General features: G+C 41.7%; 28 protein-coding genes and 1 riboswitch. All 28 genes read right to left on the bottom strand.

The features are described 5' to 3' along the window. Nucleotides 1–25: 25 nt before the first annotated feature. Nucleotides 26–286: a 30S ribosomal protein S17 gene (rpsQ, locus tag SNAG_RS08675; RefSeq protein WP_000440801.1), complete on the bottom strand. Its 261-nt coding sequence runs from the start codon at nt 284–286 to the stop codon at nt 26–28. Nucleotides 287–310: 24 nt separating this feature from the next. Further along, nucleotides 311–517, bottom strand: a complete 207-nt coding sequence (rpmC, locus tag SNAG_RS08680) for a 50S ribosomal protein L29 (protein WP_000772918.1) — start codon at nt 515–517, stop codon at nt 311–313. 9 nt (nt 518–526) lie between these two features. Then, nucleotides 527–940: a 50S ribosomal protein L16 gene (gene rplP, locus SNAG_RS08685; RefSeq protein ID WP_000960948.1), complete on the bottom strand. Its 414-nt coding sequence runs from the start codon at nt 938–940 to the stop codon at nt 527–529. Nucleotides 941–943: 3 nt separating this feature from the next. Then, nucleotides 944–1,597 carry a 30S ribosomal protein S3 gene (rpsC, locus tag SNAG_RS08690; protein WP_000529936.1) on the bottom strand — a complete coding sequence of 218 codons (654 nt, stop codon included), beginning with the start codon at nt 1,595–1,597 and terminating at the stop codon, nt 944–946. Nucleotides 1,598–1,609: 12 nt separating this feature from the next. Continuing rightward, nucleotides 1,610–1,954, bottom strand: coding sequence for a 50S ribosomal protein L22 (rplV, locus tag SNAG_RS08695; RefSeq protein WP_000818137.1), 345 nt, complete (start codon nt 1,952–1,954; stop codon nt 1,610–1,612). 11 nt (nt 1,955–1,965) lie between these two features. Further along, nucleotides 1,966–2,247, bottom strand: a complete 282-nt coding sequence (gene rpsS, locus SNAG_RS08700) for a 30S ribosomal protein S19 (protein WP_000533766.1) — start codon at nt 2,245–2,247, stop codon at nt 1,966–1,968. Between the two features lie 102 nt (nt 2,248–2,349). Beyond that, nucleotides 2,350–3,183 (bottom strand): 50S ribosomal protein L2, encoded by an 834-nt coding sequence (rplB, locus tag SNAG_RS08705; protein ID WP_000512910.1) that lies wholly within the window; start codon nt 3,181–3,183, stop codon nt 2,350–2,352. A gap of 17 nt (nt 3,184–3,200) precedes the next feature. After that, nucleotides 3,201–3,497 carry a 50S ribosomal protein L23 gene (locus tag SNAG_RS08710; RefSeq protein ID WP_001055347.1) on the bottom strand — a complete coding sequence of 99 codons (297 nt, stop codon included), beginning with the start codon at nt 3,495–3,497 and terminating at the stop codon, nt 3,201–3,203. Then, nucleotides 3,497–4,120, bottom strand: coding sequence for a 50S ribosomal protein L4 (gene rplD / locus SNAG_RS08715; RefSeq protein ID WP_000024537.1), 624 nt, complete (start codon nt 4,118–4,120; stop codon nt 3,497–3,499). Before rplD ends, SNAG_RS08710 begins: the two co-directional genes overlap by 1 nt. Before the next feature lie 24 nt (nt 4,121–4,144). After that, entirely contained in the window at nt 4,145–4,771 is a 627-nt protein-coding gene (gene rplC / locus SNAG_RS08720; RefSeq protein ID WP_000160197.1) for a 50S ribosomal protein L3, read from the bottom strand. A gap of 82 nt (nt 4,772–4,853) precedes the next feature. After that, the gene (rpsJ, locus tag SNAG_RS08725; RefSeq protein WP_001284513.1) at nt 4,854–5,162 is read right to left on the bottom strand and encodes a 30S ribosomal protein S10; all 309 of its coding nucleotides are present in this window, start codon (nt 5,160–5,162) and stop codon (nt 4,854–4,856) included. A 256-nt stretch (nt 5,163–5,418) separates the two neighbouring features. Continuing rightward, nucleotides 5,419–5,832, bottom strand: coding sequence for an effector binding domain-containing protein (locus tag SNAG_RS08730; RefSeq protein ID WP_044021470.1), 414 nt, complete (start codon nt 5,830–5,832; stop codon nt 5,419–5,421). A gap of 567 nt (nt 5,833–6,399) precedes the next feature. Then, nucleotides 6,400–7,026, bottom strand: a complete 627-nt coding sequence (locus SNAG_RS08735; RefSeq protein WP_096408467.1) for a uridine kinase family protein — start codon at nt 7,024–7,026, stop codon at nt 6,400–6,402. Then, complete coding sequence (gene nrdG / locus SNAG_RS08740; RefSeq protein ID WP_096408470.1) at nt 7,023–7,619, bottom strand: anaerobic ribonucleoside-triphosphate reductase activating protein; 597 nt, start codon at nt 7,617–7,619, stop codon at nt 7,023–7,025. Before nrdG ends, SNAG_RS08735 begins: the two co-directional genes overlap by 4 nt. A 4-nt stretch (nt 7,620–7,623) precedes the next feature. Beyond that, a complete protein-coding gene (locus SNAG_RS08745) occupies nt 7,624–8,124 on the bottom strand; it encodes a GNAT family N-acetyltransferase (RefSeq protein ID WP_096408472.1) in 501 nt (166 codons plus the stop codon). A 44-nt stretch (nt 8,125–8,168) separates the two neighbouring features. Next, the gene (locus tag SNAG_RS08750; protein ID WP_000521627.1) at nt 8,169–8,309 is read right to left on the bottom strand and encodes a hypothetical protein; all 141 of its coding nucleotides are present in this window, start codon (nt 8,307–8,309) and stop codon (nt 8,169–8,171) included. A gap of 11 nt (nt 8,310–8,320) precedes the next feature. Beyond that, nucleotides 8,321–10,528, bottom strand: a complete 2,208-nt coding sequence (gene nrdD, locus SNAG_RS08755; RefSeq protein WP_172842406.1) for an anaerobic ribonucleoside-triphosphate reductase — start codon at nt 10,526–10,528, stop codon at nt 8,321–8,323. Between the two features lie 128 nt (nt 10,529–10,656). Then, complete coding sequence (locus SNAG_RS08760; RefSeq protein ID WP_096408477.1) at nt 10,657–12,174, bottom strand: damage-inducible protein CinA; 1,518 nt, start codon at nt 12,172–12,174, stop codon at nt 10,657–10,659. Between the two features lie 35 nt (nt 12,175–12,209). After that, a complete protein-coding gene (locus tag SNAG_RS09835; protein ID WP_164497043.1) occupies nt 12,210–12,353 on the bottom strand; it encodes a hypothetical protein in 144 nt (47 codons plus the stop codon). Nucleotides 12,354–12,426: 73 nt separating this feature from the next. Then, on the bottom strand, nt 12,427–13,959 hold the full coding sequence (cls, locus tag SNAG_RS08765) for a cardiolipin synthase (RefSeq protein WP_096408480.1): 1,533 nt from the start codon (nt 13,957–13,959) through the stop codon (nt 12,427–12,429). Between the two features lie 344 nt (nt 13,960–14,303). Then, a complete protein-coding gene (locus tag SNAG_RS08770) occupies nt 14,304–14,756 on the bottom strand; it encodes an SP_0198 family lipoprotein (RefSeq protein ID WP_049484729.1) in 453 nt (150 codons plus the stop codon). 90 nt (nt 14,757–14,846) lie between these two features. After that, the gene (locus SNAG_RS08775) at nt 14,847–16,097 is read right to left on the bottom strand and encodes a bifunctional folylpolyglutamate synthase/dihydrofolate synthase (protein WP_049484728.1); all 1,251 of its coding nucleotides are present in this window, start codon (nt 16,095–16,097) and stop codon (nt 14,847–14,849) included. Nucleotides 16,098–16,455: 358 nt separating this feature from the next. Continuing rightward, nucleotides 16,456–16,761 (bottom strand): DUF1292 domain-containing protein, encoded by a 306-nt coding sequence (locus SNAG_RS08785; RefSeq protein ID WP_000017622.1) that lies wholly within the window; start codon nt 16,759–16,761, stop codon nt 16,456–16,458. Between the two features lie 15 nt (nt 16,762–16,776). After that, complete coding sequence (gene ruvX, locus SNAG_RS08790) at nt 16,777–17,196, bottom strand: Holliday junction resolvase RuvX (RefSeq protein WP_096408483.1); 420 nt, start codon at nt 17,194–17,196, stop codon at nt 16,777–16,779. Nucleotides 17,197–17,199: 3 nt separating this feature from the next. Further along, nucleotides 17,200–17,466 carry an IreB family regulatory phosphoprotein gene (locus SNAG_RS08795; RefSeq protein ID WP_000507059.1) on the bottom strand — a complete coding sequence of 89 codons (267 nt, stop codon included), beginning with the start codon at nt 17,464–17,466 and terminating at the stop codon, nt 17,200–17,202. Between the two features lie 87 nt (nt 17,467–17,553). Further along, nucleotides 17,554–18,123 carry an SP0191 family lipoprotein gene (locus SNAG_RS08800; protein ID WP_033630419.1) on the bottom strand — a complete coding sequence of 190 codons (570 nt, stop codon included), beginning with the start codon at nt 18,121–18,123 and terminating at the stop codon, nt 17,554–17,556. 66 nt (nt 18,124–18,189) lie between these two features. After that, nucleotides 18,190–18,588: a transcriptional regulator Spx gene (gene spx / locus SNAG_RS08805; protein ID WP_000591165.1), complete on the bottom strand. Its 399-nt coding sequence runs from the start codon at nt 18,586–18,588 to the stop codon at nt 18,190–18,192. 134 nt (nt 18,589–18,722) lie between these two features. Next, nucleotides 18,723–21,383 carry a magnesium-translocating P-type ATPase gene (gene mgtA / locus SNAG_RS08810; protein WP_096408485.1) on the bottom strand — a complete coding sequence of 887 codons (2,661 nt, stop codon included), beginning with the start codon at nt 21,381–21,383 and terminating at the stop codon, nt 18,723–18,725. A 196-nt stretch (nt 21,384–21,579) separates the two neighbouring features. Beyond that, nucleotides 21,580–21,731: riboswitch (M-box (ykoK) riboswitch) on the bottom strand. Nucleotides 21,732–21,779: the final 48 nt, after the last annotated feature.

Genomic DNA, 21,779 nt, shown 5'->3' on the forward strand with positions numbered 1-21,779 from the left:
TTCAGTTTTCTCCTTTCAGGTTTGATTAGATGATGACCGCTTCTTCAACAACTTCTACAAGACGGAAACGTTTTGTAGCTGAAAGCGGGCGAGTTTCCATGATACGTACGATATCACCTTCTTTGGCAACATTGTTTTCATCATGTGCTTTGTATTTTTTAGAGTAGTTAATACGTTTACCATAGACTGGGTGGTTACGTTTTGTTTCAACTACAACTGTGATTGTCTTGTCCATTTTGTCAGATACAACACGTCCAACAAGAACTTTACGATTATTGCGTTCCATTGAAATTTCTCCTTCCCTAGTCTATTATTTCGCTTCAGATTGAACTGTTTTGATACGAGCGATTTGTTTTTTAACTTCTTTCAAGCGAGCTGTTTGTTCCAATTGACCAGTAGCAGCTTGGAAACGAAGTTCAAACAATTCTTTTTTCAATTCGTTTTCGCGCTTCGCGAGTTCTTCTTGAGAAAGACCACGAAGTTCTTTAACAAATTCTTTTACTTCATTAAGTTTCATGCCTTCTCCTTATTCTGCTTCACGTTTTACGAATTTACATTTAACTGGCAATTTGTGGCTTGCAAGACGAAGCGCTTCGCGAGCGATCTCTTCAGATACACCAGCAACTTCAAACATCACTTTACCACGTTTAACTGGTGCTACCCAACCTTCAGGCGCCCCTTTACCAGATCCCATACGCACACCGATAGCTTTAGCAGTGTATGATTTGTGTGGGAAGATTTTAATCCAAACTTTACCACCACGTTTCATGTAACGAGTCATGGCGATACGAGCAGCTTCGATTTGGCGGTTAGTGATCCAGTGGCTAGTTGTAGCTTGAAGACCGTATTCACCGAATGCTACTTCTTTTCCACCTTTTGCTTCACCGCGCATTTTTCCACGGAATTCACGACGGTGTTTAACACGTTTAGGTACTAACATTGGTTATTTACCTCCTTTAGTGTTTTTACGAGCTGGAAGAACTTCACCACGGTAGATCCATACTTTAACACCAAGTTTACCGTATGTTGTGTCTGCTTCTTCCCAAGCGTAATCGATATCTGCACGAAGTGTGTGAAGTGGAACAGTTCCTTCAGAGTATCCTTCTGCACGGGCGATATCTGCACCGTTCAAACGACCTGATACTTGAGTTTTGATTCCTTTAGCTCCAGCACGCATTGCACGTTGGATTGCTTGTTTTTGTGCACGACGGAAAGCAACACGTTGCTCCAATTGACGAGCAATTCCTTCACCTACAAGGTGAGCATCCAAATCAGGTTGTTTGATTTCGATGATGTTGATGTGTACTTGTTTTCCAGTCAATTTGTTAAGTTTTGCACGGAGTGCATCAACGTTAGCACCACCTTTACCGATAACCATACCTGGTTTAGCAGTGTGAAGTGAAACGTTAACTTTGTTTACTGCGCGTTCAATTTCGATAGTTGAAACAGCTGCGTCAGCCAATTCTTTTTGAACGAATTTACGGATTGCAAGATCTTCATGAAGGTAATCCGCGTATTCTTTTTCAGCATACCATTTGGCATCCCAATCACGGATGATGCCGACACGCATACCAATTGGATGTACTTTTTGACCCACGATGTTACCTCCTTATTTTTCTGCAACAGCCACAGTGATGTGAGCTGTACGTTTGTTGATTGGTGAAGCTGAACCTTTCGCACGTGGACGGAAACGTTTCATAGTTGGTCCTTCGTTTGCGAATGCTTCAGATACTACCAAGTTAGCTTTATCCAAACCAAAGTTGTTTTCAGCGTTAGCTACAGCTGAGTTCAAAACTTTCAAGATGATTTCAGCAGCTTTGTTTGGAGTGAATGTCAAGATTGCAATAGCATCGGCTACGCTTTTACCACGGATATTGTCAAGAACAAGACGTGATTTACGAGGTGAAACACGTACTGTACGAGCCATTGCTTTAGCTGAAGTAATTTCTGCCATTTATGTTCTCCTTATTTTCTACGTGTTTTCTTGTCGTCTGCAGCGTGACCTTTGTAAGTACGAGTTGGTGCAAATTCACCAAGTTTGTGACCTACCATGTCTTCTTGGATGTAAACAGGTACGTGTTTACGTCCGTCATAAACTGCGATAGTATAACCAATGAAACTTGGGAAGATCGTTGAACGACGTGACCAAGTTTTGATAACTTTTTTCTTTTCGTCGTTAGCTTGAGCTTCAACTTTTTTCATCAAATGCTCATCGACGAAAGGTCCTTTTTTAAGACTGCGTCCCATTTTTATATTTTCTCCTTTAAATGTTGTACCACAGCGGCTTGCGCTCACAAGGAGCGCTACCGAGCTGGCGGATTATCTAGCGCTTATGCGACTAGTTTTAAATTATTTCTCGTTGCGACGACGAACGATAAGTTTGTCAGATTTCGCTTTCTTGTTACGAGTTTTAAGACCAAGAGCAGGTTTGCCCCATGGAGTAGATGGCGCTTTACGACCAACTGGTGCTTTACCTTCACCACCACCGTGTGGGTGATCGTTAGGGTTCATTACAGAACCACGAACTGTTGGGCGGATACCTTTCCAACGGCTACGTCCTGCTTTACCAAGGTTAACAAGTCCATGTTGTTCGTTTCCGACAACACCAACTGTTGCACGACAAGTTCCAAGAATCATTCGTACTTCGCCAGATTGAAGACGAACAAGAACATATTTACCTTCTTGACCCAATACTTGAGCAGAAGCTCCAGCTGCACGCACCAATTCTCCACCACGACCTGGTTTCAACTCGATGTTGTGGATCAAAGTACCAACTGGGATGTTAGCAAGTGGAAGTGCGTTTCCGACTTTGATATCTGCTTCTGGACCTGAAACGATACGTTGACCAACTTCAAGACCTTTTGGAGCGATGATGTATGCTTTCACACCGTCAGTGTAGTGTACAAGAGCGATGTTTGCAGAACGGTTTGGATCGTACTCGATTGTTTTAACAACAGCTTCAACGTTGTCTTTGTTACGTTTGAAGTCAACCAAACGGTAGAAACGTTTGTGTCCACCACCTTGGTGACGAACTGTGATACGACCGTTGTTGTTACGACCAGCCTTGCTCTTCAATGCAACAAGCAATGATTTTTCAGGAGTGCTTGTTGTGATTTCAGCGAAATCCAAAGAAGTCATATTACGGCGACCGTTTGTTGTTGGTTTATAAACACGAATTCCCACGATATTTCCTCCTTAGATTATTCAGCTTCAGCAGCAAACAACTCGATTGCTTTTGAATCAGCTGTAAGTGTGATGATAGCTTTTTTAGTTTTGTTAGTAAAACCAGTGTAACGTCCAACACGTTTTGCTTTTGGTTTTACGTTGATTGTGTTAACGTTGGCAACTTTAACACCTTCGAAAGCAGCTTCAACAGCTTGCTTGATCAAAAGTTTGTGTGCACGAGTGTCAACTTCAAATACATATTTTCCTGCTTCAAGTTGAGCCATTGAGCTTTCAGTGATAACAGGTTTTTTGATAACATCATACAAATTCATTATGCAAGAACCTCCTCGATTTTAGAGATAGCTGCTTGTGTGACAAGAAGTTTGTCGCTATTTGCGATGTCAAGAACACTTGCAGTTGTAGCAGTTGCAACTTTCACGTTTGGAAGGTTACGAGCTGAAAGAGCTGCGAATTCATTTCCTTCTTCAAGGATAACAAGAACTTTAGAATCGATGCTCAATGCTGCAAGAACTTTTGCAAATTCAGCAGTTTTTGGAGCTGTAAATGAAAGAGCGTCTACAGCTACGAATTTGTTTTCAGCAACTTTTTCAGAGTAAACTGATTTAAGAGCTAGGCGACGAACTTTTTGTGGAAGTTTGTAGCCGTATGAACGTGGAGTTGGTCCGAAGACAACACCACCACCACGCCATTGTGGTGAGCGGATAGAACCTTGACGAGCACGTCCAGTTCCTTTTTGACGCCATGGTTTGCGTCCACCACCTGATACTGCAGAGCGGTTTTTAACAGCGTGTGTTCCTTGACGAAGGCTTGCGCGTTGGCTGATGATCACATCAAACACAACTGATTCATTTGGTTCGATACCAAATACTGCATCGTTAAGAACAACTTGGCCAGCTTCTTTACCAGTTTGGTCAAATAATGTTACGTTTGCCATTGTGACTGATTTCCCCTTTCTTTATTATTTACCAGCTTTAACTGCTGATTTGATAGTGATAAGAGATTTCTTAGCACCTGGTACGTTACCTTTGATAAGGATAACGTTCTTTTCTGGAACAACTTGTACAACTTCTAGGTTTTGAATTGTTACGCGGTCGCCACCCATACGTCCTGCAAGGTTTTTACCTTTGAATACGCGGTTAGGTGCAACAGGTCCCATAGAACCTGGACGACGGTGGTAACGAGAACCGTGAGCCATTGGTCCACGTGATTGTCCGTGGCGTTTAATAACACCTTGGAAACCTTTACCTTTAGAAGTACCAGTTACGTCAACAACGTCTCCAGCTGCGAATGTTTCAACTGTGATTTCAGCACCAACTTCCAAGCCTTCAACGTTTTTGAATTCACGAATGAAGCGCTTAGGAGCCGTGTTAGCTTTTGCTACATGTCCTTTAGCAGGTTTGTTGCTCAATACTTCACGTTTGTCATCGAAACCAACTTGGATAGCGTTGTATCCGTCTGTTTCTACAGTTTTAACTTGAAGAACAACGTTTGGAGTTGCTTCAATAACTGTTACAGGGATCAATTCGCCAGCTTCAGTGAAGATTTGAGTCATTCCCACTTTTTTCCCTAAGATTCCTTTTGTCATGAGAAAATAGTTCCTTTTCTATATTTTTTATTCAAAAAGTTTTTAACGAGCGTTTTTCATGCTCAAGGTTTCAAACTTTGGATTAAAGTTTGATTTCTACGTTTACACCACTTGGAAGATCCAATTTCATCAACGCATCAACTGTTTTTTGAGTTGGGTTAACGATATCGATCAAACGTTTGTGTGTACGCATTTCAAATTGTTCGCGAGAGTCTTTGTATTTGTGAGTCGCACGAATGATTGTGTAGAGGCTACGCTCAGTTGGAAGTGGGATTGGACCCGCAACTTGTGCACCTGTACGAGTAGCTGATTCTACGATTTTTGCAGCCGCTGTGTCAAGCGTACGGTGTTCGTAAGCTTTCAAACGGATACGGATTTTTTTGTTTGCCATCTTTTTCTCCTTTTCGTCTATTTAAGATAATAGGCTAGCTCCACAAGAAAACCGACGCGCGTTGCGTGGCAATGCAACCGAGCGTGTCGCAACCTCTTGCATCAAAGCTAAAGCTGTAATTTACAGCACCATAATAGAATAACACAAAGCCCCTGCGATTGCAAGGGATTTGTGAGCTTTTTTTCGTTTTTTTACTAACCTAAGTTACTAGAGTATGTTCTGATCCTCTTTCGTAAATAAAACATAGTTTGACAATTTACCCATTTTTGGGGGTGGCGATAAAGATAGATACTGTCTGATCTGGATCATATTTTTCAAAATCAATACTATACTGACGTTGCAGTTCTCTTGCTTCTTCTGCCTGCCAAATTTGTTGCCAGGTATGGAGAAACCCTTTTGAATCACTTGTATCCACCTCAAATACTTGGTAGGTTTGTTCTGAAGTGTCAAAATCCCAGTCTTCTTTATCGGATAGACTACAGAGCGACAAGCTGTAATCCCCCTTGTAGTCGCTGACATAATCATGATAGACTGCATAAATCGGAAGCCCTTGGGCAAATGCCTCCTCTACTTCTTTCTGGTGCTCCTGCCATAGATGGCTAATTTTTTCCATCATGTTTGGATCTTGGAAATTATTTGTAGAGATACTACTGATTATTTTTAAAAACATTCCTTCGCTCCTTTTACTTTCACTTCTAAGGTGACTGACTAGCAATCAACCTCAGCTCTAAACTTTCTAGCTACCAAGAGGCTAATTCACGCAACAAAATGAAATAGCATTCTTTGCGTATAGGATATATCACACCATTCACTATCATCTCCCTTTTCCCAGAAAAAACGGTGCCTATAACAAACAAAACGTTCAATTTACCGGTCTCAACCAGAGCTGAAAAACAATGCAGGCTTCAACCAAGACCATCCTTCCAATTCTTATTGATATAGTCTGGAAAGTTTTTAACGAACATTTTTTGTGCTCAAGTCTAAGACATAAAGGGATTCAAACTCAAAGCAAAAATAGGAAATCGACGCGCGTTGTGTGGCAGTGTATCCAATCGTGGTCACAACCTCTTGCATCACAGCTAAAGATGTGATTTACAGCACCACGGTAGAATAACACAAAGCCCCTGCGATTGCAAGGGATTTGTGAGCTTTTTCCGTTTTTTTTAAGATGAAACTGTTTTCTCTTTTTATCTTTCCAAAATTACGGATTTACATCTATAAAAAACTACCTTTTCTTCTATATAATATGTGTCATTTTGACCTTGAATGTATCTTCTGATTGATCTACTAAAATGTCCGCTTTAGACTCGGTTTCTCTATAGTATCGCAGATACTGCTCCCGTCTCATCTGATGGCTAGCTAATACAAAAGATGCATCGCGATTTCTCATAGTCGTATCTCGAGCTAAGCGCCTCTTTAATTCGGTCTCCTCATCCGTGTAGAAACAGATGGTTTTGTCAAAGAGTTCCTTGGGAAGAAAACCCACGGACATCCCTTCAACAATAAGAATTGGCTTTGCTCCAGACAAGACCTCGCTAGCCTTCCAAGGTTCATCAATCGTCAAGATGTCCATGCCTGCCTGCAAGGCGAGAATATCTCTCTGTAAACTTGCTAGTTCATGCGCCACTGGCAGACAAGCCGTCACCTTTTGATCTGGCGCTTGCTTTGGTACTACCAGGTGACGTTCTGAGGTGATATAGGGATCTGTTTCTAGTAAATTTACTGTAGTAGAATCTAGGGCTTGATGTAATTCCTGTGCAAAGGTTGATTTACCTGAAGCCCCATGACCGTAGATCCCCAGCGTCCTAATTCTTCCCGTTTCGATCTCTGAAACCAGTTGTTCTATCAGGTCTTTTTTCTTCATTCTCTCTTCACCTGCTCATAGCTTTCTTTTCCGTCATTAAGCTTGTCCCAAATCACCACTTGCCCACTTTTGAGGGATTTTTGCACATCGATAATCCGTTGATTGGACGAACCTCGAAACTGGAGCATAAGATTGCGTTTGCTTTTATCATACCGTCCATCGACAAGGATGTCAATCAATGATAAGAGTTCCAGTTTATCTGGAGTCTCCAGCATCATTTCTTCCCAAGTGTAGCCCGTCCAGGACCAGATGTCTTTGTCTGGCAATTCCTTTCGAATGCGCTTAACGAGCGGCAAGAGGATACCTGTATTGAGAAATGGTTCTCCTCCTAGCAAGGTCAAACCTTGAACATAGGGTTGGGCAAGGTCTGTCATAATCTGTTCTTCTAATTCTGGCGTATAGGGAATGCCTGCGTTGAAAGACCAAGTCGCAACATTATAGCACCCCTCGCAGTGAAACATGCAACCTGATACATAGAGAGAGTTGCGCACACCTTCTCCATCGACAAAGTTAAAGGCCTTATAATCAATGATCCGCCCTTTACTAAGTTCCTCACTTTTCCATTCACCTGGTTTTGGTGTATTCCATGTCATCCTTTTACTCCAAATCTATCCAGTAACGTTCTACACCATTGCGAACATCCTCAAACACCCCACCATTAGCTAAGATAACAGCTCGGCTTGCTGGATTTTCTGTGCTACAAGTCACTAAAGCTCGTTTAATATTCTTTCCCTTAGCAACTTGTAGACCTTGTCGGAGGGATTCTTTCGCATAACCCTTACCTCTTTCAGAGGGGCGGATGGAGTAGCCAATATGTCCACCTTCTTCCAATAAGAAGTCATTGAGACACAAGCGGATATTGAGAAATCCTACAGCTTGACCATCTATCGAAAAAGCGACTAACTGAATATCAGGCACCCACCCTTCAGGCAAATTAATCCCCATTTCATGATCTTGATTGTTTTTTAACCACTCTTCATAAACAAAATTGTTGGCGTTCCAAAACCCGCCATCGTGGGCTGATTGAGTCTGTTCAAACTCTGCCATCATCTCTAAAACTGTTTCTTTATCTGCCAATATCGGTCTGCGTAGTTCCATATTCCCATCCCACCTAAGAGAAAAGTGAGAGCAGACTCTCACTTTTATTTTTTCTTGCTCTTGTTTAAAAACTGTTCTCTGAGGTTGAGCAAGCGTTCTTTTTTACCTGTCCCACCTTTCGAGTGTTTCTCGTGATAACGGGTCACTTGTGCGCGTCCCTTATCGTCTAATTGGTATTTCCCCATTGCGTTTCCTTCTAATTTGTTACTTCATGTCCGGCTGTTTTAATAGTTGAACCGTTCATGTGTTTGACACGCGCAGCGATTTCCTTGTGGCGTCCATTAACCATCGGACGCGCTTGAGGATTTCCCAGATAACCACACGTACGTTTGACCACATCTACTGTTTTAGGGTCGCTATTGCCACAGTTGGGACAAGCAAAGCCTCGCTCAGTTGGTTCAAAATCCCCTTCAAAGTCACACTTGTAGCAACGATCAATCGGAGTATTGGTCCCTAGATAGCCGACACGGTCATAGGCATAGTCCCAAACAGCTTCCAAGGCTTTAGGATTTTGTTGAAGAACTGGATACTCACAATAATGGATGAAACCACCTGACGCACCTGCTTCTGGGTAAACTTTCTCAAAGTCTAATTTTTCAAACGGTGTTGGATTTTTACGAACATCGTAGTGGAACGAGTTGGTGTAGTATTCCTTGTCCGTGATGTCCGGAATAGAGCCGAACTTCTCTGTATCCAAGCGACAGAAGCGGTCTGTCAGACTTTCAGACGGTGTGGAGTAGATAGAGAAATGGTAACCATATTGGTCAGACCACTCTTCCACACGACGTTTCATATCGCGAATGATATCCAGTGTGAATTCCTTGGCTTCAAGATTGCTTTCCCAGCTGTTTCCAAAGAAGACCGTCGCCACTTCGTACAAACCGATGTAGCCCAGCGAAACTGTTGCACGGCGATTCTTAAAGAGTTGGTCAACACTTTCTTCTTTTCCAAGACGGCGGCCAAAGGCTCCGTACTGATAAAGGATAGGGGCATTCGCTGGTGTTGCTTCCTTGGTACGTTCAACACGGTAAACCAAAGCATCTTCTGCGATGTTCATACGTTCATTGAAGATTTCCCAAAACTTATTCAGATCCCCTTCAGACTCGAGGGCGATACGAGGTAAATTGACTGTCACAACACCTAGATTCATCCGACCTGAATTGACCTCAACACCATTTTCATCTTTCCAGCCTTGGAGGAAAGAACGGCATCCCATAGGAACCTTGAAAGAGCCAGTCAGTTCGATAATCTTATCATAGGACAAGACATCTGGGTACATCCGCTTGGTTGCACACTCAAGAGCCAACTGTTTGATGTCGTAGTTAGGTGAACCTTCCTCTAAGTTGAGTCCTCTTTTTAGCGTAAAGATGAGTTTAGGGAAGATAGCTGTACGGTGTTCTGAACCAAGTCCCTTGATACGAATGGTCAAGATAGCTTTTTGAATTTCCCGCTCAAAACGACTAGTTCCTAGACCAAAACCGAGTGAAGTAAAAGGTGTTTGTCCATTTGAAGTGAAGAGGGTGTTGATTTCATACTCGAGAGATTGCATGGCATCGTAGATGTCTTTTTGGGTTTTCTTCCAAGCGTAATCTTCCCGTTTGTCAGGCAAGACCCACTCTTCCGCATCCTTGAGGTGCTTTTGATAATTCTTCTCCGCATAAGGCGCCAAGACTTCATCGATACGGTCAGCTGAACAGCCCCCGTACTGACTAGAAGCAACATTGGCGATGATTTGTGAAATCTGAGCTGTCGCAGTCTGGATAGACTTGGGACTCTCTACCTCTGCATTTCCAATCTTAAAACCATTTTCCAGCATGCCTTTAAAATCAATCAAACAGCAGTTGGTCATCGGAGTGTAGGGGCTGTAGTCCAAGTCATGATAGTGGATATCCCCTTTTTGGTGAGCATTAGCTACGTGCTTAGGAAGCATTTGTAGCCCGATCGACTTCCCAACAATCCCTGCTGTCAAATCACGCTGGGTGTTGAAGACATCGCTGTCTTTATTGGCATTTTCATTGACAACTGCTTGATCTTTATTGAGAAGTTTATGGATACTAAAGTTGATATCTGTCGCTTTTGAGCGCTCAAAATCCCTTTGTGTCCGATAAGTGATATACTCCTCAGCCAAGGCATATTCTTTGGCTTCAAGGAGTTCATGTTCTACGACATTTTGAATTTCGTAAATCTTGACACCTTGAGGGAAGCGGCTGTGAATTTCAGTCACGATTCTTTCAACTAGACCATTTAGGCGTTTTTCTACTAGAGGCGTAACGTCCATAACCTTTTCCGCCGCCTTGTGGAGAGCCTTGTCAATCTTGTCTACATCAAACACCACACGCCTACCATCTCGTTTTTCAACGAACAAGGTGGGAACGGTTGCAAGCTTTTCTTCTAATACAATCATATCCATGCTCTTTTCTAAAATATTGTTGAATTGTTTATATTCAGTATTATACCACTCTAAAAATAAAAATCAATATCTTGTGTTAAAAATCCTAAAATTTTTAAAATTACACAAGATATTGATTTTTGTTATTTTGATTTATAAAGTTTAAACTCGCTAGTATCTGTCTGAACAAGCTCATAGTTTTCACTGAGCCAGCTCTCTACATCTGACCACAAGGCAACTTTTTGATTGACCACAATCATCTTCGGTTGATTTTCTTTCAGGTCATTCATCAGTTTGGTTTTATTTTCATCGCTTGCAGTATAAAGTGTTGGAGTTGATAGAGAAGTCGGCGCCAAGCGTTCACTTGCACGGTAGAAATCAGGACGATCATCCCAAGCATAGACACGATCCTCAGAACTCGTTTGCTGTTTGACCATACTAGCAAGACGTTCTCTCTCCTGATAAGTCACTGGGTGTGAAAGGTAGCGACTCACAATAGGAAGAACAATGAGATAGGCAAGGGCAATCAGTGGTAGATAGAAATTTCCTTTAAGGAAAGAAGTTTGTTTCTCACGTCTTCTTCTACGACGACTCCCTCCCTCAGAAACATCTTCCTTGATTCCTGTCAGAAGGAGCAAGACCAAGAAAGGAATTAGCACCACAAGACGAGTACCGTTGATAGGTTCTTTGGAGAGAATCAAGATTCCCAAAGAAACCAAGAATCCCAAGCTAGCAGCAATCGATAAGGCATATTGCTTGGCTGGTTTTGACTGGAACAAACCTGTAAAGAGCAAGCCAAGGGAACCTAATCCAATAGCAAGCAAGCCATAGAAGGCTGCATTTTCAAGCAAATGCGAGTTCGAAAAGAGGCTAAGAGTATTTACCGGATACAAGGTCTGGCTAATGGCATCCCCAAAACTACCTGTCCACACTGTATAGTAGCCTAAAGGATAGAATAAGAGTGAAAATCCTAGGGCTGACGCAAAAAACTGATATAGACCATGAACAAAGTGACCTTTGCCTAGATTAAAGCCGATAATTCCCAAGGCCAGTACAGCCGCAAACAAGGCGGTTGGGATTGGCGCAAGGAAGAAAGCAAGTGCAAGGCTCATACCCACTCGTACAAATCCTTTGTCATCCTTTGGAAAAGCGAGATAATTTGTAACGATACTCAATGAATAAAATAGGAAAGGTAGGGCTAGCAAGAGAGCATAACCGCCACCAAAAGCGAGGCCCGCTACAAGCAAGTATAGAATAAAGACAACTCGCTTCGCTTCCTTTTCTTGACCGACAAGAGTATCCGCAGCCTTAAAAAGAAAAACACCTGCTCCAAACAAGGCCAACCACTCAACCAAAGCAATCAAAACACTGCCTTGAAAAAGGTAGGTTAGCACATAATAGAGCAATCCCTCCGTCCCAAAATAATCTGTATACATTTGACCATTTTGATGCAAGGCCCAACCGGTATAAAGATCCTGACTTTGTTGCGGACTGATTAAACCAAAAATAAAAGGCAGGGCAACCGAAATGGCTGTGGCTACTAAACTCCAAAGCAAAATACTAAAAAAGGGAATGGGAGCTCCTTCTCGTTTTTCTGGCACTGACCAGTCTTGGTAATGAGATTCTTCTTGTTTCTCATCTATTTTCCCGTATACGTTCATTCAATTTCTCCTCTAAGTTTATCTGTTTTAGTATATCAAAATCTTACAGGAATGTCAGCTTGGGATTGATATTTGCTAAATTTCTTATCCAATAACGCAAAGCGTTCGATTTCACGAAAACGATGAAATCGACTATTACTATACTCTCTGATAAAATCATCATCTTCTAGATTAAGCATGGTTTTCTCCTTTACTTATCTATTCGTAAGAAGACAAAAAAGACCCAGCCTTGGGCTAGATCTTGGTCGATAGTTAGAGCATAGGTGCAAACAACTGGACAATTTCCTTGATTAGGCTTTGATACCAGCTGGTTTTGATAGTGTGGGGATAGATTTCTTGAGAAACTTTAAAAATCTCTTCGAAGTCCCTCTCAATGTCTAAAATAGATTGTGTTCTATAAAGCAAAACGCCATTTTCATAGTGGTGGAGCAAGCTACGATAGTCAAAATTGATGGTTCCAACTGTTGCTGCTTCTCCATCGACCAGCATTTGCTTGCTATGAAGAAAGCCGGGACTGTACTCATAAATGCGTACTCCCGCAGATAGCAAATCAGGATAGGCTCCGCGAGTAACCAATTGGATGACCTTCTTATCTGGGATACAAGGCGTCACAATTCGCACATCTACCCCTCTCAATGCTGCATTTTTGATACTTTCGGTGAGATCATAGTCCGCAATCAGATAGGGTGTAGTGATATAGACATAGTCTGTAGCTTGGTTGATAAGGTTTTGATAGACCGTTTTCCCAACCTGGGATTGGTAAATGGGCTTTGGTCCACTACTATAGGGAATACAGATCCCCATCCCGTCTCTAGGTTGATTTTCAAGATGGTATTGGTCAAAGTCACTAATTTCTCCACGATTGATATACCAGGTGGATAAAAAGAGTCTGGTAAAAGCCTTTACTGCTGGACCATCCAGCCGAATACCACTATCCTTCCAGTAACCAAAGCGTTCGATATGGTTGATATACTCGTCTGCTAGATTGACACCACCTGTATAGGCAATCTGCCCATCGATAATCATGATTTTACGGTGATCACGGTTGTTATAAGCAACGGTCAAACGTGGAATCACCTTATTAAATTTGTGGGCTTCAATCCCTCGGCCACGAAGCTGGATGGTATAATCTCCAGGCAAGGTTGCCATACAACCAATATCATCATAGAGAAGCTTCACTTCTACTCCTTGAGCTGCCTTTTCTTCCAAAATCTCCAAAATACTATTCCACATCAAACCTTCTTCGATGATATAGTATTCGAGAAAGATAAACTTCTCAGCTTTCTTGAGATCCTCTAGCATCTGATGCCACATACTTTCACCAGAGGCAAAAAAATGTGTATCCGTTCGATCATAGACATCGGCATTCGTATCCATACTGAGGAGTGATTTGATAACTCCGTAAGCTGACTTGTCCTGCTCTTTTAACTCCAAACGGAGAGCTCTGCTATTGTCCTCTCGATCAACCATTGATTGGAGCTGCTTTAGCTGCTTCATTTCTTTTTTAGATAAACGGCGTTCTCCAAACATGATATAGAGCAAGGGTCCAAACACTGGTACAAAGGCTACTAACAGCCATGTTACCTTACTCTCAGGATTCATAGATCGATTAACAATCGATACAATAGTCGCTAAGCTCACTAAAATGACTAGGATAATCCAGACAATTGGAGCCATTTGCCCTAGATAGAGAAATAAACCAAAGACGATAAACAACTCTGCCAACATGATGGTAATACTAAAACCATATTTGGACATGAGTAGCTGCATTTTTCTAGCTGTCATACATCCCCTTTCTTTTCTAACATTCTCCTTAACTGCTTGATAAACTATTGTTTCTACTAGTATACCTCAGTTCAGGGGTAGATAGCAACCTTTTACCTTTTTCTATTCAAACTATTCCAAGAACTGCAAGATTCTTAAACTACTCCTTCATTATATGACGTGCTATCCCTTTTTATATTTTTAACTAGGGTATTAAGAGGCTTAAAAAGAACTACCATAATGATAGTTCTTTCCAATATTATTTATATTTTTCAATATCGCACAAATCCTATGACAGTTACTATTGAAGTTGTAGAAGGTAAAGCTGAAACCTTAATTCCAAACTTCTATTTAGATTTGAGATCCTATTTTGTTAATACCACTCGGTCAGATGCCTCTCGGTCCATATCATCGATAATCAATTGATTACCATTAACCGTGTAAATTTTGACATCATCACCGATAATGACACGTTGATTTTCTGGCTCAAAGCTGACTTGCTTGATTTCCTTATCTCCATCTGGCTCGACCTCAGTCCATGTACCAGTTTTACCTGTTACAACAAGAGTGATTTGGTCATTCTCATCTTTTCCAGTATAGGTACCATCGATATTCGTAGGTTGAGCTACAGTAGTGTCCTGACTTGAGGACGCCTGTGGTTGACTAGCACTTGTCGCAGCGCTAGAAGATGATTCTTGTTGAGAAGATGATTGCTGAGCAGATTGCTGGGTAGGGGCTTGTGCCTTAGGTCCACAAGCTGCTAAAAGACTAAGAATTGCTAGGGAAGCAATAGAAAGTGTGAATGTTTTCGTTTTCATAGCGATTTCCTTTCTTTTGTGCCAATGTTTTGCTGGAATCGTTTCCAGATATACCTCCTACCTACAGTATAGCAACATAAACCTATAAGGTCAACTAATCTCGTCGCTTCCTACCAAACTTGCTCGGACTTCCGAGATAAAGTAGAGGGATCCCGTCACGAAAAGCAAGTCCTGATCATTGGCCTGTTCTTCAAATTCTCTGATAAAGTCCCCATAGGAAGGAATCAAATCGTAACCCGCCACATCCTTTTCATCCAGAGAGCCTTGGTAGTCAAAGCCTGTTACCTTAAGTTCCACCTGAGGCAACTGCTCCGTTAGATAGCCTAACATCCCCTGATAATCCTTGCGTTTAAGAGCTCCAAAAAGGATGCGAACCTGGTAACCTTGCTGGATTTTCCCCTGGATAAACTCGACCAGACGAGTCAAGGCTGGCAGATTGTGAGCCCCATCTAGGTAGATTTGCGGACGAATTCGTTCCAATCGACCTGCCCAATGTGTCTCCTTCAAAGCCCGTCTGACAAACTCTTCTTCGACCCTTTCACCTCCTGACGCCATAAACAGAAGAAAAGTTTCTAAAGCCAAGGCGGCATTTTCTTGCTGATAAGCACCTTCCAAACTGATTTCAAGTTGTGAAAAACTAGCTAGACTACTTGAAAAATCCCCAGCATTCAAGGTGAAGTCTCCCCCAGCTTGATAAAGTTCAACAGCTAACTCTCTCGCTGTATTTTGACAGACAAGTTTAGCTTCTGGAGCGAGCTTAGCAATGACCGCCTTCTTGCCAGCCTTGAAAATACCAGCTTTCTGCTCGGCTATTTCCTTCAGACTGTCACCCAAGGTCTCCTGATGATCTAGTCCAATGGAAGTAATAACTGCAATCTCTCCTGTTACGACATTAGTCGTGTCAAGCAAACCACCAATCCCCACCTCTAGCAGGACTAGATCCACTCCCTGCTCTTTAAAGTAAAGCAAGGCAATCAAGGTCAACAACTCAAAGAAAGACAATTGATCATGTGTTTCTAAGAGAATTTTCTCCATCTCCTTGACTTGGTTAGCTATACGAACAAAGTCTTCCTCTGCGATCGGCTGTCCATTAATACAGATTCGATCATGGATGCTGATGATATGAGGAGAGGTAAAAGTACCAACTTTATTACCATGAGTTGCAAACAACTCCCTCATAAAGGCAATAGTTGACCCTTTACCGTTAGTCCCTGTTACGTGGATAATAGGATAAGTCTTCTCAGGATTCCCCAGCAAATCCACAGCTCGTTGCATTCGTCCAAGTCCAGATCTAAAGTTTAAACCAATCCGACTATGAAGCCATTCTTCTACTTCAAACATACATGTCTCCTTAACAACAATCCAATCAACTACACATCAAAGTATTACTGCAAATAAAAAGCGAGGCCGGGACTAGAATCCCGACCTCTTACCTGGTTAGCTAATCACTAGCTACTATAAATTTCAACGTAGTCTAAAAACGTTCCCCGGACTTACCAGCTCTCTCTTATTTTCAGGAATTGGGCTAAAAACGTTTCCCGAACGTTCCTGCTTTTTCTTATTTCTAGAAGCAGGGCTGATACAGTCTCCCAGACTTACTTACGGTCTTTATTTTTAGCGTAAGGGTAAAAATGTTCACTGAACATACCAGTTCTCTCTTATTTTAAGGAACTGGGGTAAAAACGTTCCCCGAACGTTTTTACTCCTCCATAAAGCTGTTAAAGACTTCTTCAATCATGTTCCATTCGTCTTCTGAGTCTTCTGGAATTGGTTGCAATTCGCCTTCTGTTCCATCTTCATTTTCAGTGAATGAGTAGGCTTGGATTTCAACTTGCCCGTCTTCGTCTTCTTCTGCGTTAACTGGTACAAGCAGAACATAGTTCTTACCAAATTCTTCTTTTCCATCAATGGTCAAAAGGATTTCAAACAAGGTTTCATTTCCTTGCTCATCTACTAGTGTAATCAATTCACGTTCTTCGTGGTCATGGTTGTGATCGTGTGACATAGTTTCTCCTCTGTCTTAAAATTTTCTATCTAAATAATTTTGCAAAATCAGCTGAGCAGCCAACTTATCAATAACTTTCTTGCGCTTGTTGCGACTGATATCTGCTTGCTCAATCAGCATACGTTCCGCAGCGACAGTCGTCAGACGCTCATCTTGATAGTCTACTGGTAAACCAAAGAGTTCTTCTAATTTTGCTCCGTAGGCTTGACTAGCTTCTACCCGCGGTCCACTGGTATTGTTCATGTTTTTGGGCAGACCCACTACAAAGCGCTCCACCTTATAGCTGTCAATCAATTCCTTGATCCGGTCAAAACCAAACTGGCCCTGATCCTCATTAATCTGGATGATTTCAAGTCCTTGAGCAGTGAAGCCTAGGGGATCGCTAATGGCAACACCCACTGTTTTTGAACCGACGTCCAATCCCATAATTCTCATAGATTATAGATCGACTCCTTGTCCTTTAAGGTAGTAGCGTACCAATTCTTCAACAATTTCATCACGCTCATACTTACGGATTTGATTTCGTGCATTGTTATAACGAGGAACGTAGGCAGGGTCACCACTCAATACATAACCGACGATCTGGTTAATCGGATTGTAGCCTTTGTCGTTCAAAGAAGCATAGACGTCTGTCAACGTTTCGCTAATTTCTTTCTTATTGGAATCATCCAATTTAAACCGTACAGTTTCTTCAGTAAATCCCATTCTAACACCCTCTTTCCTTAGAATATTACTATTATAGCATATTTCCTTACGTTCTACAAATAAATCAGTTTGTTTATTTGGATTTTCTTACTGTTCTACCGCCCCATTTGCCACTCTGTCAGCAATATACTGGCTAGGTTCGTTTTTTAAGAGATTTTCAAGACCGATATTTTTTAAATATTCTAGCTGAGTTGCCTTTTTGACATCTAAAACTTGAAAATCATAAGTCGTTGTGGTCTGGATTTCTGTCTCGCTGAGTAGCTTGGTTTCCAGTGTAAATCCTGCCAGTTTGCGTACCTCTTGGATGGTCTCATCCTTTTCTTCTGCTTCTAAAAGCGCTTTTTGCGTTTCCTCTAGCCCATTTTCAGAGATAAAGGTCTTGAGTTCATCCCCGACAGGTCGTTTTTGCTGGATGGTCAAGGTCAAAAATTGATTGCCTTTATAGGTAATGGTCTGAGTCTGTTGCGTCCCATTTTCCGACTTTGGCATCAGCAAGGTCTTGGTGACCACCGTATTTTTTTCGGCATTGTCCAAAACGGGAAGGTTGGATTGGAGAGGTTCAGATGCTGTTGTGGAAGCAGCAGGAGTTTCCTTTTTTTGCCCACATCCCGCAAGCAAAAAGAGGAGAGCAAAACTAGCAATTAGTAACTTTTTCATAATTCCTCACATGATTTTAAAACAAAAGAGCAAACAAGGCCAGGAGTCACTCCCAGCCTTGATGTTTTATAGAGCTGCACGTAGACGTGCTTCTGCATTTTCTACATTACGGACAGAGCGTGGCAAGAAGGCACGGATATCATCTTCTTTATAGCCGACTTGCAGGCGCTTCTCATCAACGAGAATCGGACTCTTTAAGATCCGTGGTGTTTCCATGATTAAGTTGAGCACTTCATTGACACTCAAATCTTCAATGTCAACTCCAAGTGCTTTAGCGTAGCGGTTTTTCGATGAAACGATACTGGCAATACCATTATCTGTTTTCGTGAGAATATCTAATAACTCTTCTCTTGTAATTCCTTCTTTACCGAGATTTTGTTCTTTATAACTTAACTGGTGGGCATTGAGCCAGGTTTTCGCTTTTTTACAGCTAGTACAACTTGAGACTGTATAAATTTTGATCATGTACCTACCCCTTTCGCTACATGTTACTATCAGTTTAGTCTATTATACCATAAAAAACATCCGACTTGCGACCTATTTTTAAAAAAATTTAACTTTTTTAGCGATTTTCGTACTTTTTTCTTGACAAAATCAATTTATAGCCAATTTTTAAATTTTTTGATATACAATCGTTTCACAACTGTAACACTTATCATATAAAGGACGATAATCAAAAGCAAGAAGAGGAAATAAATTGGTTCCAAAGGGGCTAAATGAAGAAGGCTAGCAATTGAAGAGTAGGGAAGGAAGGTCACAAAACTGGCTGCTAGCATGCTTGTTCCAAGAACAAACCATGATGGACGGCTTTGTAAGAAAGGAAGTTTTGCTGAACGAAGCATATGAATCACCATGGTTTGGGACCACATGGATTCAATGAACCAACCTGTCTGGAACAAAATGATAAAGCCCGTTGCAGACTCTGCTCCGTGGACATAGGCTTGACCTGTCGCCATTGGAACAATGACAAAATAGAGCAAGATAAAGGTCAAAATATCAAAGATAGAAGAAATCGGACCCATCCAAATCATAAAACGAGTAATAGACTTGGCTTCCCACTTATGAGGATGCTTCAAAAAGTCTTCATCCACATTATCAAATGGCAAGGCAATGCAAGAAAGATCGTAGACTAGGTTTAAGACAATCAAGTGAATCGGAGCCATTGGCAGGAAAGGTAAAAAGATACCAGACACTAACAGAGAGAATATGTTCCCGAAATTAGAGCTGACCGTCATCTTGATATACTTGGTCATATTGGCATAGACTTTGCGTCCTTCAACCAGCCCTTTTTCAAGCACCATCAAATCCTTATCTAGCAAAATGACATCAGCTGTCTCTTTGGCAATATCTACTGCTGTATCAACAGAAATCCCCACATCTGCTACTTTCATTGAAGGGGCATCATTGATCCCATCTCCCATATAGCCGACACAATGTCCATTAGATTTGATTTGTAAAATGATTCGTGCTTTTTGATCCGGAGAGAGTTTGGCAAATACAGTCACCTTCTCAACTGCTTGGGCCAACTCTTCGTCCGTCATGTTGTCAATATCAGAACCCAACAAGATTTGATCAACGTCTAAACCAACTTTTTCGCATACTGCTTGGGTCACCTTTTCATTGTCCCCCGTCAAGATCTTTGTTTGAACGCCGTGTTCTAACAAAGCTTGGATAGCTGGTGCTGCTGATGGTTTTGGTGGATCTAGAAAGGCAAGATATCCTGTTAGAATCATCTCTTTTTCATCTTCAACTGAGTAAGCAAAACCTTCTTTTAGACCTGTTTTATAAGCGACTCCCAAGACCCGCAATCCCTGTTGATTGAGTTGGTCCACTTCTTTTAAGATTTCCACTCGGATATCATCCGTCAGAGGACTAATCTGACCTTGATATTCCACATGGGTTGAAATCGCAAGCATTTCCTCTAGGGCACCCTTGGTTACCAAACTAACAACTTCGTTTTTATCCTTGACGATGACACTCATCCGTCTGCGTTCAAAGTCAAATGGAAGTTCATCGATTTTTTGGAAGCTAGTATCCAAATTTTGTAGAATAGCGTGTTCTTTAGCTTCTTTTTCAGTTCTACTGATAATGGCACGGTCCATCAAGTTTTTCAATCCCGTTTGAAAATAGGAATTGAGGTAGGCTCGTCTCAACACAGACAAATCCAAATCTCCATGTATATCCAAAGGATATTCAAGGACAATTTCGTCTTGGGTAAGGGTTCCTGTTTTATCAGTGCATAGGATATCAATAGCGCCTAGATCCTGTATGGCATTGAGTTTTTTGATGACGACTTTTTCCTTGGCCATGATAATGGAACCTTTTGCTAAACTAGCCGTGATGATCATAGGAAGCATCTCAGGTGTCAATCCAACACCAACACTCAGTGCAAACACACCTGCTTCCAACCAATCCCCATCTGTCAAGCCATTGGAGAGAAAGACGATGGGAACCATGACTAGCATCAAACGGATTAAGAGCCAAGAGATACTGTTCATCTCCCGCTCAAAAGAGGTTGGTTCGTCATAGGTATTGAGGGTTTGCTCGATTTCTCCCATCATGGTGTCATCACCGACCGCTAGAATCAAAGCCTTGGCACTTCCTGATATCACATTGGTTCCCATAAAAGCGAGCGCTTCTGCTTCTAGTAGACTATCAAAGTTTGACTGACTCATTTTTGACAAGGCCAGTTTTTCAACCGAATCACTTTCACCTGTCAAACCAGATTGTTGAACAAAGAAATCACGTGATTCAATTAAAATGAGGTCTGCTGGAATCATGTCCCCAGCACTTAATTTGACTATATCTCCAACGACCAAATCTTCAATTGCGACCTCTAAACTCTGGCCTTCGCGAATAACTGTGGCTGTATTCACAATCATTTTTGATAGATTGGTCGCAGCCTTGTCACTCCGCAATTCTTGGACAAAGCGTATGCCACCAGAGATTAGAACGAGAACGACGATGATGATAGAGGTCGTCGGATCTTCTTGTCCAGGTTTCGCCAACCAGACATTGGTCACCATGGAAATCATAGCAATGACAAGAAGGATGATTGTAAATGGATTGATAATAGATTCGTAAATCTTTTTGAGGATACTGTCTTCTTGACCTTTGGTGATGGTGTTTTCGCCATATAGGTCACGATTTTTCTCCACCTGCTCCTCAGTCAAGCCTGTTAGACTTGTCTTATAAAAAGATAGAGTTTCGTTTAGAGGTGTGTGAATAGCTGCTGCTAATCTTTCTTTTGTAGTTTTCATTGGTTTCTCCTATCTGTATGAATGATGTGTTTCATACACAGAGACCAATCACTTTATAAGGGCAGAACGACACAAATCAGCGATTGGCTGTGTATGTGCGGTTCTGGATGATCGTCAATTTGCATCGTTTTTCTCCTTTCTTTTTCTTAAAACAGCAGAAAATCCTACCACAAAAATGGCAGGATTAAAAAACTAATTATCTGTTTTTTCGTTCAAGCTTTAACTCCATAGGGCGATGTAATGAGCTTAGTCTTGGCCTTCCCGACCAGGACTGTTGACCAACGAGTAGTGTCTCCACTGCTTTGCGGTAGTCATCCGTATCCCTATGGTAGCCTCACCTACCGTTTTCGTTAATCAGTATAAACCTTTAAAATATAAAAGTCAACGATTTATCAT

This window comes from Streptococcus sp. NPS 308 (assembly GCF_002355895.1).
Classification (GTDB): domain Bacteria; phylum Bacillota; class Bacilli; order Lactobacillales; family Streptococcaceae; genus Streptococcus.